At 65.7% G+C, this 15,322-nt stretch carries 15 protein-coding genes; 7 read left to right on the top strand and 8 right to left on the bottom strand.

Annotation, left to right across the window (positions count from 1 at the left end; all coding sequences use genetic code 11):
* Nucleotides 1-31: 31 nt before the first annotated feature.
* Genes ASE26_RS10250 through ASE26_RS10230 form a run of 5 tightly spaced genes read left to right on the top strand, consistent with a single transcriptional unit; the run spans nucleotide 32 to nucleotide 6,724 of the window.
* Nucleotides 32-1,075 (top strand): type IV pilus twitching motility protein PilT, encoded by a 1,044-nt coding sequence (locus tag ASE26_RS10250; protein WP_055932479.1) that lies wholly within the window; start codon nucleotides 32-34, stop codon nucleotides 1,073-1,075.
* A gap of 2 nt (nucleotides 1,076-1,077) precedes the next feature.
* On the top strand, nucleotides 1,078-2,214 hold the full coding sequence (locus ASE26_RS10245) for a PilT/PilU family type 4a pilus ATPase (RefSeq protein ID WP_055932476.1): 1,137 nt from the start codon (nucleotides 1,078-1,080) through the stop codon (nucleotides 2,212-2,214).
* Nucleotides 2,214-2,699 (top strand): glutathione peroxidase, encoded by a 486-nt coding sequence (locus ASE26_RS10240; protein ID WP_055932473.1) that lies wholly within the window; start codon nucleotides 2,214-2,216, stop codon nucleotides 2,697-2,699. Before ASE26_RS10245 ends, ASE26_RS10240 begins: the two co-directional genes overlap by 1 nt.
* Before the next feature lie 15 nt (nucleotides 2,700-2,714).
* The gene (locus ASE26_RS10235) at nucleotides 2,715-5,744 is read left to right on the top strand and encodes an MHYT domain-containing protein (protein WP_055932470.1); all 3,030 of its coding nucleotides are present in this window, start codon (nucleotides 2,715-2,717) and stop codon (nucleotides 5,742-5,744) included.
* Nucleotides 5,741-6,724 carry an HD domain-containing phosphohydrolase gene (locus tag ASE26_RS10230; protein WP_055932467.1) on the top strand — a complete coding sequence of 328 codons (984 nt, stop codon included), beginning with the start codon at nucleotides 5,741-5,743 and terminating at the stop codon, nucleotides 6,722-6,724. Before ASE26_RS10235 ends, ASE26_RS10230 begins: the two co-directional genes overlap by 4 nt.
* A 2-nt stretch (nucleotides 6,725-6,726) precedes the next feature.
* Here ASE26_RS10230 and glcF read toward each other — a convergent pair whose 3' ends face one another.
* From glcF to ASE26_RS10215, 3 genes are read right to left on the bottom strand one after another with little or no spacing between them, the layout of a single operon-like run.
* Nucleotides 6,727-7,962 carry a glycolate oxidase subunit GlcF gene (glcF, locus tag ASE26_RS10225; protein WP_055932464.1) on the bottom strand — a complete coding sequence of 412 codons (1,236 nt, stop codon included), beginning with the start codon at nucleotides 7,960-7,962 and terminating at the stop codon, nucleotides 6,727-6,729.
* A 1-nt stretch (nucleotide 7,963) separates the two neighbouring features.
* Nucleotides 7,964-9,040: a glycolate oxidase subunit GlcE gene (gene glcE / locus ASE26_RS10220; RefSeq protein ID WP_055932461.1), complete on the bottom strand. Its 1,077-nt coding sequence runs from the start codon at nucleotides 9,038-9,040 to the stop codon at nucleotides 7,964-7,966.
* Between the two features lies 1 nt (nucleotide 9,041).
* Entirely contained in the window at nucleotides 9,042-10,499 is a 1,458-nt protein-coding gene (locus ASE26_RS10215; protein WP_055932458.1) for an FAD-linked oxidase C-terminal domain-containing protein, read from the bottom strand.
* A 102-nt stretch (nucleotides 10,500-10,601) separates the two neighbouring features.
* Between ASE26_RS10215 and ASE26_RS10210 the strand changes: the two genes are divergently transcribed.
* Nucleotides 10,602-11,156 carry a cob(I)yrinic acid a,c-diamide adenosyltransferase gene (locus tag ASE26_RS10210; protein ID WP_055932455.1) on the top strand — a complete coding sequence of 185 codons (555 nt, stop codon included), beginning with the start codon at nucleotides 10,602-10,604 and terminating at the stop codon, nucleotides 11,154-11,156.
* Here the strand turns inward: ASE26_RS10210 and ASE26_RS10205 are convergent.
* Complete coding sequence (locus ASE26_RS10205; protein ID WP_055932452.1) at nucleotides 11,153-12,049, bottom strand: LysR family transcriptional regulator; 897 nt, start codon at nucleotides 12,047-12,049, stop codon at nucleotides 11,153-11,155. The two genes, ASE26_RS10210 and ASE26_RS10205, sit on opposite strands and share 4 nt — an antisense overlap.
* 101 nt (nucleotides 12,050-12,150) lie before the next feature.
* Between ASE26_RS10205 and ASE26_RS10200 the strand changes: the two genes are divergently transcribed.
* A complete protein-coding gene (locus tag ASE26_RS10200; RefSeq protein WP_055932449.1) occupies nucleotides 12,151-13,371 on the top strand; it encodes an SGNH/GDSL hydrolase family protein in 1,221 nt (406 codons plus the stop codon).
* On the opposite strand, the gene ASE26_RS10195 is transcribed toward ASE26_RS10200, so the two are convergent.
* From ASE26_RS10195 to ASE26_RS10180, 4 genes are read right to left on the bottom strand one after another with little or no spacing between them, the layout of a single operon-like run.
* A complete protein-coding gene (locus ASE26_RS10195) occupies nucleotides 13,357-14,148 on the bottom strand; it encodes a M48 family metalloprotease (protein ID WP_229207176.1) in 792 nt (263 codons plus the stop codon). The two genes, ASE26_RS10200 and ASE26_RS10195, sit on opposite strands and share 15 nt — an antisense overlap.
* On the bottom strand, nucleotides 14,096-14,503 hold the full coding sequence (locus ASE26_RS10190; protein WP_055932446.1) for a glutaredoxin family protein: 408 nt from the start codon (nucleotides 14,501-14,503) through the stop codon (nucleotides 14,096-14,098). The genes ASE26_RS10195 and ASE26_RS10190 overlap by 53 nt, the downstream gene beginning before the upstream one ends.
* A gap of 21 nt (nucleotides 14,504-14,524) precedes the next feature.
* Entirely contained in the window at nucleotides 14,525-14,923 is a 399-nt protein-coding gene (locus ASE26_RS10185; protein ID WP_229207175.1) for a glutaredoxin domain-containing protein, read from the bottom strand.
* Nucleotides 14,924-14,971: 48 nt separating this feature from the next.
* Entirely contained in the window at nucleotides 14,972-15,154 is a 183-nt protein-coding gene (locus ASE26_RS10180; RefSeq protein ID WP_055932443.1) for a hypothetical protein, read from the bottom strand.
* Nucleotides 15,155-15,322: the final 168 nt, after the last annotated feature.

Here is a 15,322-nt window from a genome sequence, read left to right as displayed (position 1 = left end):
TTTGGCTATTGAAAAAGCACAGGGATTATAAATGGACATTTCCGAACTTCTCGCATTCTCCGTCAAGAACAAGGCATCTGACTTGCACCTGTCGGCAGGCCTGCCGCCGATGATACGCGTGCACGGCGACGTGCGCCGCATCAACCTGCCGCCGCTCGAGCACAAAGACGTGCACGGCATGATCTATGACATCATGAACGACGGCCAGCGCAAGGCCTATGAAGAGATGCTGGAATGCGACTTCTCGTTCGCCATTCCGGGCCTGGCGCGTTTCCGCGTCAACGCCTACAACCAGGAGCGCGGCGCTTCGGCCGTGCTGCGTACCATTCCTTCCAAGATCCTCTCCCTGGAAGAACTGAATGCGCCGAAGATCTTCGCCGACTTCGCACTCAAGCCGCGCGGCCTGGTGCTGGTGACCGGCCCGACCGGCTCCGGCAAGTCGACCACGCTGGCAGCAATGGTCAACCACCTCAATGAAAACGAATACGGCCACATCCTGACCATCGAGGATCCGATCGAATTCGTGCACGAATCGAAAAAGTGCCTGATCAACCAGCGCGAAGTGGGGCCGCACACGCTGTCGTTCAACAACGCGCTGCGCTCGGCGCTGCGGGAAGACCCGGACGCGATCCTGGTGGGCGAATTGCGCGACCTGGAAACCATCCGCCTGGCGCTGTCGGCGGCGGAAACCGGCCACCTGGTGTTCGGCACGCTGCACACCTCCTCCGCCGCGAAAACCATCGACCGTATCATCGACGTCTTCCCGGCGGAAGAAAAGGAAATGGTTCGCGCCATGCTGTCCGAATCGCTGCAGGCCGTCATTTCGCAGACCCTGCTCAAGACCAAGGACGGTTCCGGCCGCGTCGCCGCGCACGAAATCATGATCGGCACCCCGGCCATCCGTAACCTGATCCGCGAAGCCAAGATCGCGCAGATGTATTCCTCGATCCAGACCGGCAACAGCGTCGGCATGCAGACCCTGGACCAGAACCTGACGGACCTGATCCGTCGCAACATGATCTCCCCGGCCGCAGCGCGCGCAGCGGCCAAGATCCCAGATAATTTCCCAGGCTAATCATGGAACGCGACCAGGCTTCAAAATTCATGTTCGACTTGCTGCGCCTGATGGTCAGCAAGAAGGGCTCCGACTTATTCATCACCGCCGGCTTCCCGCCGGCCATCAAGATCGACGGCAAGATGACGCCGGTGTCGGCGCAGGCCCTGACGCCGGCCCACACCTCCGACCTGGCCCGTGCGATCATGAACGACAAGCAGACCGCTTCCTTCGAGCAGACCAAGGAAGCCAACTTCGCCATCAGCCCGGGCGACCTGGGGCGTTTCCGCGTCTCGGCCTTCGTGCAAATGAGCTCCGTCGGCATGGTGCTGCGTACCATCAACAGCTCGATCCCCGAGTTCGACGAACTGGGCCTGCCGCCGATCCTGAAGGACGTGATCATGTCCAAGCGCGGCCTGGTGATCATGGTCGGCGCTACCGGTTCCGGTAAATCGACCACGCTGGCCGCCATGGTGGGCCACCGCAATGCCAACAGCTACGGCCACATCATCACCATCGAAGACCCGGTCGAATTCGTGCACCCGCACCGCAACTGCATCATCACCCAGCGTGAAGTGGGGGTCGATACCGAAGACTGGGAAATCGCGCTGAAGAACACCCTGCGCCAGGCGCCGGACGTGATCCAGATCGGCGAGATCCGCGACCGCCAGACCATGGACCACGCGATCGCCTTCGCCGAAACCGGCCACCTGGCGCTGGCTACCCTGCACGCCAACAGTTCCAACCAGGCGCTCGACCGTATCATCAACTTCTTCCCTGAAGAGCGCCGCCAGCAGCTGCTGATGGACTTGTCGCTGAACCTGAAAGGCATGATCTCGCAGCGCCTGATCCCGAAAAAGGATGCCAAGGGCCGCGCCGTGGCGGTGGAGATCATGCTCAATTCCCCGCTGATCGCCGACCTGATCTTCAAGGGCCAGGTGCATGAGATCAAGGAACTGATGAAGCGCTCGCGCGAACTGGGCATGCAGACCTTCGACCAGGCGCTGTTCGACCTGTACGAAGCCGGCCAGATCACCTATGAAGATGCGCTGCGCAACGCCGACTCGGTGAACGACCTGCGCCTTGCCATCAAGCTGGAATCGAAGGATGCGAAAACCCGCGACCTGGCGGCCGGTACCGAGCACCTGGGGATCATCTGATGACCACTGTTTACGATTTCAGCGCCGACAGCCTGGCGGGCCAGAACGTGGACCTGAAGCAGTACCAGGGCAAGGTGCTGCTGATCGTAAACACCGCCAGCAAATGCGGCTTCACGCCGCAGTACCAGGGGCTGGAGGAATTGCACAAGGAGTTTGCCGGCCAGCCCTTCGAAGTACTGGGCTTCCCCTGCAACCAGTTCGGCCAGCAGGAACCCGGCAACGCTGAAGAAATCGGCGCCTTCTGCGAAAAGAACTACGGCGTGACTTTCCCGGTGTTCGCCAGGATCGAGGTCAAAGGCGACAATGCGCATCCGCTGTACCGGCATTTGACGAAGAACGCTCCCGGCATCTTCGGCTGGGAAAGCATCAAGTGGAATTTCACCAAGTTCCTGGTGCGCAAGGACGGCAGCATCCATGACCGCTATGCGCCGACCACCAAGCCTGCCGACCTGGCGGATGAAATCAGGAAGCTGATAGCGCAATAAGGAAGGGGCGCCGTCATGGGCGAGATCAAGCACTACTTGATCCAGCTGTTCTCTCCGCCTGCCGACCCGGCGCTACTCACTTACGGGATCTACACTCCAGCGCTGGTCATCCTGTCGGTGCTGGTGGCGAGTTTCTCGTCCGCCATGGGCTTGCAGCTGGCCGGCCAGGCAGCGCGCAGCAGCAAGCGCACGCTGCGCCTGGCCGCGCTGGTGACCGGCAGCCTGGCCCTTGGCAGCGGGGTATGGGCCATGCACTTCATCGGCATGCTGGCCTTCGACCTGTGCACGCCGGTCTCCTACGATCCCGCCACCACCCTGCTGTCGATGCTGCCCAGCATCGCCGCCTCCACTGTCGCCCTGTCGCTGCTGAGCCGCCATCGCATCGGCTTGCGCAGCCTGCTGGTGGGCGGCGTGCTGGTCGGTGCCGGCATCGGCGCCATGCACTACACCGGCATGGCGGCCATGCGCTCGGCGCTGCAGTTGCGCTACGACCCGTGGATGTTCGGCTGGTCCATCATGGTCGCCATTGCGCTGGCGACCCTGGCGCTGTGGGTGCGCTTCGGCTTGCAGGGCCTGCGCGGCAGGCTGGGGGAAAGCGGCAGCGTCGCCGCGGCAGGCCTGATCATGGGCTGCGCCATCTCCGGCATGCACTACACCGGCATGGCCGCGGCACGCTTTGTCGGCCGGGTGCCGCTCGACCCGGCCAGCGGCATTGCCAATGCCGGCTTCCTGGCGCTGGCCGTGACCGTGACCACGGCGCTGCTGACGGCGCTGGTGGTATTCGCCAACGGCATGCTGCGCTACCGCGCCCTGTTCCACCACGTGAGCGACCTGGAACAGGCGCTGCGCGCCAGCGAAGAGCAATTGCGCTCGCTGGTCACGAACATCCCGGGCATAACCTTCCGCTGCCGCAACACACCCGGCTGGCCGCTGGTGTTTGTCAACGATGCCATCGAAAGCATGACCGGCTATCCCGCTGCCGACTTCCTGGGCGACCCGCCCAAGCGCCTGTTCGGGGAACTGGTGCATCCAGACGACTTTCCGGCAGTCCAGCAAGGCGCGCGCCTAGCAGTCGAACAGCGCCGCCCCTTCACGCTGGAATACCGGATCATCCACCGCGACGGCAGCATCCACTGGTTCTGGGGCAACGGCAATGTGGTGCTGGGCCCGAGCGGCGAAGTCGAACTGCTGGACGGCGTGGTGCTCGACATCAGCAATCGCCGCCTGATGGAGCTGGACCTGCGCGTGGCCAAGGAGCGTGCCGAGGGCGCCGCCGCTGCGCGCGCCGCCTTCCTGGCCAATATGAGCCACGAAATCCGTACGCCGATGAATTCCATCCTCGGTTTTACCGACGTGCTGCTGCATGGCGAACTCACTGCCGTGCAGCGGCGCCACCTCGACACGGTGCGCAATGCCGGCCGCTCGCTGCTGCGCCTGTTGAACGCCATCCTCGACACGGCCAAGCTGGACAAGGGCGCGGTGGAGCTCGAACTGCACGATTTCAGCCTGCTGGCACTGAGCGACGAGCTGTCCTCGAGCATGGGCAACGCGGCCAAGGCCAAGGGACTATCGCTGTCGCTGCACTACGACCCAGCCCTGCCGAACTGGATCCATGGCGACGAATTGCGCGTGCGCCAGGTGCTGACCAACCTGCTGGACAACGCGATCAAGTTCACCAGCCAGGGCGGCGTGTCGCTGGCTGCCAGCGCGGCACGGGAAGGCGAGCGGCGTATGGTGCATTTCGCCATCGGCGATACCGGCATCGGCATCGCCGCCGACCGCATGGCGGCCATCTTTGAACCCTTCGTACAGGCCGATGCCTCGATGAACCGCCGCTTCGGCGGCACCGGACTGGGTACCACCATCTGCAAGCAGCTGGTGGAGCTGATGGGCGGCCGCCTGTGGGCCGAGAGCGTACCGGGCAAAGGCAGCACCTTCCACGTCATGCTGCCGCTGCTGGCGGCGCGCGACGAGGCGGTACGCAGCGCGGCAGCACCGGTATTGCTGCCGCCGATGCATATCCTGGCAGCCGACGACGTGCCGCAAAACCTGGAGGTGCTGATGCTGCTGCTGGCAAAACTGGGGCATACCGTGACCGGCGCCGGCGATGGCGCAATGGCGGCGCAACTGGCGGCGGAAGCGCAATTCGATGCCATCCTGATGGACGTGCAGATGCCGGGCATGGACGGCCTGCAAGCCACGCGCCGCATCCGCGCCGACGAAGCGGCCGCGGGCCGCAGGCGCACACCTGTCATCGCCATGACCGCCAGCGTCCTGGAACGCGACCGCGATGCCACGCGCGAGGCGGGCATGGACGGTTTCACCACCAAGCCGGTCGATGTGGCCGTGCTGACGCAGGAACTGGCACGTGTGCTCGGCATGCCCGCCGGCGCCCCGCAGCTGGCGCCGGCCGCCATCCCGGCGCGCGGCATGGTACTGAATGCGGAAAAAGGCCTGGCGCGCTGGGCCGGCCAGCGCGAAGCCTACCAGCGCGCATTGCGCCGTTTTGCGCACGAGTATGAAAGCGCAGAGCGGGAACTGCGGGCCGGGCTCGCGACCGGCCAGCACGCCGCCTGCGCCGCCCTGGCGCACCGTTTGCGTGGCGCCGCCGCCAACCTCGGCATGGAACAATTGGCCGATGCGCTGTGGCGCCTGGAAAGCAGCTTGCAGGCGCAGGACGGGCGGGCGGCGCTGCCGGATCTGCTGGAGCAGGCTGCCCTGTGCCTGTCCGATGCGCTGGCGGCGGTGTGGGCGCAGGACGATATCCGCCCCGGGCCCGCCGCGGAAGCGGCAGCCGGCCCGGCAGCGGCGCTCGACCAGGAACAGGTGCGCGCGATGGGCAATGCCATGCTGCAGTCGCTGGAACGCGGCAGCTTCGACCAGCAGGAACTGGCGGCGCTGTCGGAGCTGCTGCACGGCCGGGCGGCCGAAGAGCGGCTGCAGGCCTTGCAACGCGCGCTCGACGACTTCGACTTCACGGTGGCGCGCGGCGCCCTGCAGGAACTGCTCGACGAATGCCTGCCGATGCAAAGGAAAATGCCATGACCCGACAGGCCACCGTGCTTGCCGTCGATGACGAATCGACCAACCTGCAGCTGTTGCGCCAGGTCCTGCAGGACAAGTACCGCCTGCTGTTCGCCAAGGATGGCGCGCGCGCCATCGAACTGGCGGTCAACGAAAAGCCCGACCTGATCCTGCTCGACGTGATGATGCCCGAAATGACAGGCTACGACGTATGCCGGGTCTTGAAAGCCAACCCTGCCAGCAGCAAGATCCCGGTAATCTTCGTCACCGCGCTGACCGATTCGACCGATGAAGTGGACGGCTTCGAGGCCGGCGCGGTGGACTTCATCAGCAAGCCGCTCAGCCCGGCCGTGGTCAAGGCCCGCGTCAAGCTGCACCTGTCCATGGTGCGCATGGAGGAGCTGCGCGCCAGCCGCCTGGCCATCGTGCAGCGCCTCGGCCTGGCCGCCGAATACAAGGACAACGAAACCGGCCTGCACGTGATCCGCATGAGCCACTACGCCCGGCTGCTCGGCACTGCCGCCGGCTTCGACGAGCAGCAAGCCGATGACCTGTTCATTTCGGCGCCGATGCACGATATCGGCAAGATCGGCATCCCCGACAGCATCCTGCAAAAGCCGGGCCGCCTGACGCCGCAGGAGTACAAGATCATGCAAACCCACCCCGGCATCGGCGCCCATATCATCGGCCAGCACGAGGGCGGCATGCTGGCCATGGCGCACGACGTGGCGCTGTCGCATCATGAAAAGTGGGACGGCAGCGGCTATCCCAACCGGCTGGCCGGTGAAGAGATCCCGCTGGCCGCCCGCATTATTGCAGTGGCCGACGTATTCGATGCGCTGACGTCCGTGCGGCCCTACAAGGCGGCCTGGAAACTGGAGGATGCCTGCGCCTGGATGCAGGACCAGCGCGGCCTGCACTTCGAGCCGCGGCTGGTGGACCTGTTCCTCGGCCAGTTGTCCGAAGTGGCGCGCATCATGGACAAGTGGGCCGAGCGCTGAGGCTAGCCGTGCAGCGCGCGGTCGACCAGCTCGATCCAGTGTTCCACCGGCGTTTGCGTGCCGGACTGCAGGTGGCCGATGCAGCCGATATTGGCCGAGACGATGCGCTCGGCGCCGGTATCGGCCAGGTTGGCCAGCTTGCGCTCGCGCAGTTGCTGCGACAACTCCGGTTGCAGCAGCGAATAGGTGCCCGCTGAACCGCAGCACAGGTGGGCGTCGCGGCACAGTTTCACTTCCACGCCGAGCGCGCGCAGCAGGCCCTCGACCTTGCCGCGGATTTGCTGGCCGTGCTGCAGCGTACAGGGCGGGTGCCATGCGACTGGCCCGGCGCCGGCCCGGGTTGCATCCGCGCGCTGCGCCAGCTCGGCCTCGAACGTGGGCAGGATTTCAGCCAGGTCGCGCGTCATGCCGGAAATGCGGGCCGCCTTGGCGGCGTAGGCGCCGTCGTGCGCCAGCAGGTGGCCGTACTCTTTCACCGTGACGCCGCAGCCGGAGGCGGTCATCACGATCGCCTCCACCTGTTCTTGCGCCACATACGGCCACCAGGCGTCGATGTTGCGCCGCATATCGCCAAGCGCGGCCTCCTGGTCATTCAGGTGGAAGCGCAACGCGCCGCAGCAGCCGGCACCCGGCGCTGCGACCAGCTGCACGCCCAGCGTGTCGAGCACGCGCGCGGTGGCCGCGTTGATATTGGGCGCCAGGCCGGGCTGCACGCAGCCGTCCAGCACCAGCATCTTGCGGGCGTGCCGGCGCGTTGGCCATGCTGCCGCGCGGCCGCGCGGCGGCAGCTTGTCCTGCAACGGCTTGCCCAGCACAGGCTTGAGCAGCTGCCCCATGCGCAGGGCCGGCTCGAACAGCCAGCGGCGCGGCAAGGCTTCCTTCAGCACATAGCGCCTGATGCGGTCTGGCAGCTTGCGCGGCACGCGCTGCTGCACCACCTTGCGCCCGATGTCGGCCAGGCGGCCGTATTTGACGCCCGAAGGACAGGTGGTTTCGCAATTGCGGCAAGTCAGGCAGCGGTCCAGGTGAAGCTGGGTACTGGCCGTCACCGCAGCGCCTTCCAGCACCTGCTTGATCAGGTAGATGCGCCCGCGCGGCCCATCCAGCTCATCGCCCAGAAGCTGGTAGGTCGGGCAAGTGGCGGTACAGAAGCCGCAATGCACGCAGGCGCGCAGGATCGCCTCCGCTTCATCGCCCTCCGGCGTGCCCTTGATGAAATCTGCCAGGTTCGTTTGCATATCAGTACATGCGGCCGCGGTTGAAAATGCCGGCGGGATCGAAGGCGGCTTTCAGGCGCTGATGGATGCGCGCGATCGCCGGCGCCAAAGGATGGAAGGCGCCTACGCCCGCGCCAAGGTCCTCGCTCGCTACCCGGTAGCGCGTAGCGTGGCCGCCCGCCGCCGCCGTAACGCGCCGGATATCGTCGGCCGCGCCGCGGTCGACGCGCAGCCAGCGCTGTGCCCCGCCCCACTCGATCATCTGCTCGCCGCGCATGACCAGCGCGCTGGCGGTGGCCGGCACCGAAAGGCGCCACAGCTCCGCAGCCCCGGCCTCCGCCGCCGCGAAGAAATCGGCGCCCTGGTCGCGCAAGGCGCTCCAGAATGCATCGCCAGCGGCCAGCGCCTCGCCTCCCATGCCTGACTGCGCCGCCCTGACTGCCGCCTGGGCGCCGGACAGGCGCACAGTCAGCACGCCGGCGTGCCAGCAAGTGCCCGACAGCGGCAGCGGCCGCCCCGCCCATTCATTCATCATGCGCAGCGCCTTGATTTCATCCGCCTCGAAGCGGATGGTCGCTTCGCAGAAAGGCAGCGGCAGCACTTTCAGCGAGACCTGGGTAATCAGGCCCAGCGTGCCCAGCGAGCCGGCCAGCAGCCGCGACACGTCGTAGCCCGCCACATTCTTCATCACCTGGCCGCCGAAAGACAGCAACTCGCCGCGGCCATCCAACAACTGCGCCCCCAATACGAAGTCGCGCAACGCCCCGGCAGTCGCGCGGCGCGGGCCGGACAAACCGCTGGCCACCACGCCGCCAATTGTCGAACCGGCGCCAAAGCGCGGCGGCTCGAACGCCAGCATCTGCCCATGCCGGGCCAGCAGGGCTTCGATCTCGGCCAACGGCGTACCGCAGCGCGCCGTGACAACCAGTTCGGTCGGTTCATAATCGACCACGCCGGCGTAGGCGCGAGTGTCGAATACGTCGCCCACCACGTTCTGGCCGTACCAGTCCTTGGTGCCGCCGCCGCGCAGCAGCAGCCGCGTGCCGTCGGCGCTGGCCGACCGGATGCGGGCGCGGAATTGTTCGAGGATCGCATCCATGTCAGAACCTCGGCAAGCCGGCGTGCGGCAAGCGTCCCGCGCGCACATGCATCTTGCCGAATTCGGCGCAGCGGTTCAGCGTGGGAATGGCCTTGTTCGGGTTCAGCAGCGCCAGGGGATCGAAAGCCTGTTTCACCGCAGAGAACGCGGCCAGTTCGGCATCGCTGAACTGGGCGCACATCGAGTCGATCTTCTCGATGCCCACGCCATGCTCGCCGGTGATGGTGCCGCCCACCGCCACGCACAAGGCGAGGATCTCGGCGCCGAACGCTTCGGCGCGCTGCAGTTCGTCGGGCCGGTTGGCATCGAACAGGATCAGCGGGTGCAGGTTGCCGTCGCCGGCATGGAACACGTTGGCGCAGCGCAGGGCGTATTTTGCCTCCATCTGCCCGATACCCAACAACACGCGCGCCAGCTGCTTGCGCGGGATGGTGCCGTCCATGCAGTAGTAGTCGGGCGAGATGCGGCCGGCCGCCGGGAAGGCGTTCTTGCGGCCGGACCAGAATTTCAGCCGCTCCGCCTCGCTGCCCGACACCAGCACCGCGCTGGCGCCGGCCGCTTGCAGTACTGCCGTCATGCGGGCGATTTCCTCTTCGACCTCATCGACCGTGCCATCCGCCTCGCACAGCAGGATCGCCGCGGCGTCGGTGTCGTAGCCGGCGCGCACAAAAGGCTCCACCATGCGCGAAGAAGTACGGTCCATCATCTCCAGCCCGGCCGGGATGATGCCGGCGGCGATCACGTCAGCCACCGCGCTGCAGCTCGCCGCCACTTCGTTGAAGGACGCCATGATGACGCGCGCACTGGCAGGCTTGGGCACCAGCTTGACGGTGACCTCGGTGACGATGCCCAGCATGCCCTCGGAACCAACGAAGGCGGCCAGCAGGTCCAGGCCCGGCGCATCGAGCGATTCGCCGCCCAGTTCCACCACGTCGCCCTCGATGGCCACCATGCGCACGCGCAGCACGTTGTGCACGGTCAGGCCGTACTTCAGGCAATGCACGCCGCCCGAATTCTCCGCCACATTGCCGCCGATGGTGCAGGCGATCTGCGACGAGGGATCGGGAGCGTAATACAGGCCGCTGGGTTCGGCCGCTTCGGAAATGGCAAGGTTGCGCACGCCCGGCTGCACCACCGCCGTACGCGCATAGGCATCCACGCGCAGGATCTGGTTCATGCGCGCGGTGGACAGCACCAGGCCGTCGGCAATCGGCATGGCGCCGCCGGACAGGCCGGTACCCGCGCCGCGCGGCACGATCGGCACATTGAACTGGCGGCATATCCGCAGCACCGCCAGCACCTGCGCCTCGTCGGCCGGCAGGGCGACCGCCATCGGGAGCTGGCGATAGGCCGAGAGGCCGTCGCATTCGTAGGGGCGGGTGTCTTCCTGGTCGGACAGCACGCTCGCCGGCGGCAGGGCCGCGCGCAGGGCGGCAACGAAGGCTGTGCTGTTATTCATTAATCCATTGTAAGTTCAAATCCTGCAGGCACGCGGAAATCCCCTCCCAACCATTGGTAATTTGTCGTATCCTGCCAGCGTTAACGACAAATTGAGGCTGCAATGGGTAATCGACTCTCGAAAATCGCCACCCGTACCGGCGACAAAGGCACCACCGGCCTGGGCGACGGCTCCCGCGTGGACAAGGACAATGTGCGCATCCAGGCCATCGGCGAAGTGGATGAGCTGAACTCCAACCTGGGCGTGCTGCTGGCCGAGCCGCTGCCGGACGAAATGCGCGATGAACTGGTCTCGATCCAGCACGACCTGTTCGACCTGGGCGGAGAGCTGTGCATTCCGGGCTACCAGATGATCAAGGAAGAACATGTCGAGCGCCTCGATGCACTGCTGGCCAAGTACAACGCCACGCTGCCTGCGCTGACGGAATTCATCCTGCCGGCCGGCTCGCGCGCCGCCGCGGTGTCGCATGTCTGCCGCACCGTGTGCCGCCGCGCCGAACGCGCCATCGTCACCCTGGGCAAGACGGAAACCATCCACGACTTCCCGCGCCAGTACGTGAACCGCCTGTCGGACCTGATGTTCGTGCTGGCGCGCGTGCTGAACCGCTTCGCCGGCGGCAGCGACGTGCTGTGGCACCACGACCGCAAACGCGGTTAAAAACCCGCCTGCGCGGCAAAGCGCTGCTGCAGGTAATCAAGCATCAGCCGCACCCGGTGCGGCAGGTAGCGGCGGCTGGGGTACAGCAGGTTCAGTTCCTGCCCCGGCCCTTGCCAGTCGCGCAGCACCCGGCGCAGTTTGCGCCGGGCCAGCAGGTCGTGCACCAGCCATTGCGGGCACAGGCCGATGCCGGCGCCTGCAGCCAACGTGTCGCGGATTGCCAGCGCGTTGTTGACGCGATAACGGCCATGCGTGGCGACCGTCACGCTTTGTTCACCATCCGATAATTCAAGCCGGTCGCCTGTGCTCAGCCAGGCGAAGCGGATGTATTCATGGCCGGCCAGCTGGGCCGGCGTTTGCGGCGTGCCGTGGGCTTTCAGGTAGGCCGGTGCGGCCACCAGCATGCGTGGCGAGACGCCGACCCGGCGCGCGACCACGTTCGGCGGCAAGTCGCTGCCAAGGCGCACGGCGATGTCGACACCCTCCTCCACCAGGTCCGCCATGCGGTCGTTCAGGATCAGCTCCACTTCAATGCCCGGGTATTGCCGCAGGAAGTCCTGTACGTAGGCGTTGAGGCAAAACTGGCCCAGTGCTACCGGCGCATTGATGCGCAGCAGGCCGCTGGCGGCGGCGGTTTCGCCGCGCACATCGGCCACGGCATCGGCATATTCTTCGAGCACGCCGCGGGCGCGTTCATAGAAACGGCGGCCGGGCATGGTGGGCGACAGGCTGGCGGTGCTGCGCTCGAGCAGGCGCACGCCAAGTTCGTCCTCCAGCGCGGCGACGATCTTGCTGATGTTCGATTGCGTCGTGCGCTGCTCGCGGGCGACAGCCGACAGGCTGCCCAGTTCAATGGCGCGCACGAAGCACTGGAGGGAGCGTAAGGTATCCATAGTCATTCCATTCTGGACTTAACTATAGTCCATTTTCCAGGCTACCAGTCGCATTCAGAATAAACGAGGATGTCTCCACCCCAATCAACTGGAGAATCCTCATGAAACGCCTGACCGCTTCCCTGGCCGCAATGCTGGCTGCCACCGCCGTCCACGCAGCCGAATGGCGCACCACCTGGTATGCCGCGCCAATGCCAGCCTGGGGCGCCGAATTCGCCTTGCCCACCATGCTGCCACCCGCGCTGGAGGCCCAGACGGTGCGCGAAGTCGTGCGCACCAGCGTCGGCGGCGAGCAGGTTCGCATCACCTACTCCAACCGCTATGGCGCTGCGCCGCTCGTGATCGGCGAGGCTCGGCTGGCAGCGACACGCGGCGAAGCGTCGCGCGCCGCCTCGTCGCAGCAGGATGGCTCAGGGGTGCAACTGACCTTCGGCGGCCAGCGCGGCGTGACGATCGCGCCGGGGCAGACGGCCACCAGTGACGCGGCATCCCTGCCGATAGCCGCCCGCCAGCGCCTGTCGATATCGACCTGGCTGCCCCAGCGCACCGCGCTGGCGACCTTCCATTGGGGTGCGCAGCAGACAGCGTTTGTCGCCCCCGGCAACCTGGCCGCCGCCACCGCATTGCCGGCTGCACAAGCCATGACAGGCCGCACCTTCCTCAGCGCCGTGCAGGTCGCAGGCCCCGCGCGCCTTGCCGTCGTCGCCTTCGGCGATTCGATCACGGACGGCAACGGCTCGACGCCGGACCTCGACCTGCGCTGGCCCGACCAGTTGGCCGCGCGCGCCGACGGCGTCGCCGTGGCCAATGCCGGCATTTCCGGCGCCCGCCTGCTGTCCGATGGAATGGGTGAAAAGGCGGCGGCGCGCTTCGAGCACGATGTGCTGGCGCAGCCGGGCGTCGGCACGGTGATCGTCCTGCTGGGCATCAACGACATCGGCTGGCCCGGCAGCGCCTTCGCGCCGCAGGAAGCGCCAGCCACGGCCAGCGCCATGATTGCCGGTTACCGCAAGCTGATCAGCGCCGCGCGTGCACGCCAGGTCCGTATCGTCGGCGGCACCCTGCTGCCATTCGAAGGCGCCCTGCACGGCACGCCCTACTCGGGCCATTATTCGCCAGCCAAAGACAAGGTACGGCACGAAGTCAACGACTGGATCCGCCACAGCGGCGAGTTCGACGCAACCATCGATTTCGACCAGCTGCTGCGCGATCCTGCGCACCCGACTCGCCTGCGCGCCGGCTTCGACTCCGGCGACCACCTGCACCCAAGCGACGCCGGCTACGCGGAAATGGCGCGCGCCGCGGCACTAGTCGCCAAGTAGGCGCGACATGCCTTTGGCAAGGCTGAGGCGAGTGGCCCCGCTGGGGTGGCTGACCAGCAGCGCGGGGCCGCTGGAATCGGCGGCAAGCTTGCTGTAGAAGGACAGCATGGCTGAGCGAGGCCAGCCGGCGCGATAGGCGATCAACATGCCGAGTTGGTCGGCTTCCCGCTCCTGGATCGCGGACAGCTTCGACAGGCGAAATTGCAAGGGGATGTCGGAGGCCAGCCGCTCCTCTACCACCTCCAGCGGCAAGTCGCGCCGGCTGTCGAGCAGCGCCTCCGACAAGGTCTCGCGCCCATGCTCCGCAACCACGTGCGCGATTTCATGCGCCAGCAGGATCGCCAGTTCGCCATCATCCAGCCGCAGGCTTTCAATAAACAGGCTGCCCACCAGCAGCTTGCCGCCAGGCTGGCTTTCCGCTTCGACTGCAGGATCGTCGGTCACGTGGACTTCCCACGGCCATTCCGCAGCAGCCGGCTTGAGCGCACTTGCCGCGTGCACCAGCCCCTGCGCGACGCGCCTCACGCGCAGCAGCAAGACCTTGTCACGGTCAAGCCGGCCAGCCGCGGCAAGCGACACCGTCTGCTCAATATACCGGTCTTCCGCGCGCTGCCCCACTTCCTCCGCAGCAAAGCGCAGTTCCTGCCAACGACCGGAATCGGGCACTTGCGCAAGCGCAGGGGTGAACACTGCCAGCAACGCGAGCGAGAGATAGCGCAAGAAATCAAGGCGCAGCGCGCCGGATAGCGGCATCCAGCGCTGCAGGATTGAAACCATGCAGCACTTCAGAACCGATGACGAACAACGGCACACCGCGTCCGCCGAGCTGCCCGAACTCCTGCGAATCACCGGCATCCCGCTCTTCATAAGGAATGCCGCGCGCGGCCATATGCGCCCGCGCCTTGGCGCAATAGGGACAGGTGGCCGTGGCATACATGACGATGTACGGCATGCGGGCAGGCAGCGTGGTGGCGGCGCGTTTCTGCTGCGTTGTGGAGGACCTGGTTTTGGCTGGCGCCTCAGCCGGCGCGTCCTCCATCGTGGGCAACTTGATCGATGGGGGCGGGGGCTGCCCGGCAAAGGCTGCGGCGCACACGGCCAGCAGGATAACGGCAAGGCTTGCGGCTTTCACGACTGCCTCCGTGGGGGAAGATCACCGGCCCAGCATAGCACGCCCGTCGGCCTTCAATGCCGCATGGATAACGGCGACATTAAAGCCGTCTATACGGCGCTCGCCTATCAGCAGCAGGGGAACGTTTTTCCCGCCGAGTTTTTTGAACTCCTCGCGCGACTCGCCCGGCTTGCCGACATCCAGGTCGGCGTAGGCAATACCGTTCTCCTTGAAGTAGGCACGCGCTTTGGCGCAATAGGGACAGGTCTCCGTACCGTACAACACTACCTGCGCCTTATGCTGCGTCAGGTAGGCGGAGTAGTCGCCCTGCACAAAGTCCTTCTTGAACAGGGCGGGTACTTTTGCCACCGCCACGCCGACCGCAAGGCCGGCTGCCAGGATCAGGGCATACATGCCCAGGGTCTTCAAATGCTTGATCATCGATGTCTTCGCAGATGTTGGTGACGGTGGCGGCTAAGGCTCAATCGCTTATTCGGCGTCGCATGCCTTGTTGCAGGCGAAGAAATCGGCGCGGCAGTTGTACCAATGCCCGCCCGCCTCCTGGCAAGCATCGAGTTCGGCATCGCAAGCCGCGTAGCATTCAGGGGAACCGGCATAGGCAGCTGCTGCAACGCCTACAGCAAACAGGAACAGACCAATCTTCTTGAACATCGTCTTCCTCCGTTAATTGTTTGATTGCGCAAATATTCATCATTTGCAGCAGCCACGTTAGCGGAAGCAACTATGTTGTTCAAGCAAAAACATGTACAGCGCAACAATATTGCAACACTATTAACATGCTAGGCAAAAAAAACGGCGCCGCAGCGCCGTTCCTTGTGG

The organism is Duganella sp. Root198D2, assembly GCF_001428585.1.
Lineage (GTDB): Bacteria > Pseudomonadota > Gammaproteobacteria > Burkholderiales > Burkholderiaceae_D > Rugamonas.
The sequence above is the reverse complement of the archived record's forward strand: the minus strand, read 5'-3'. Positions and strand labels throughout refer to the sequence as shown.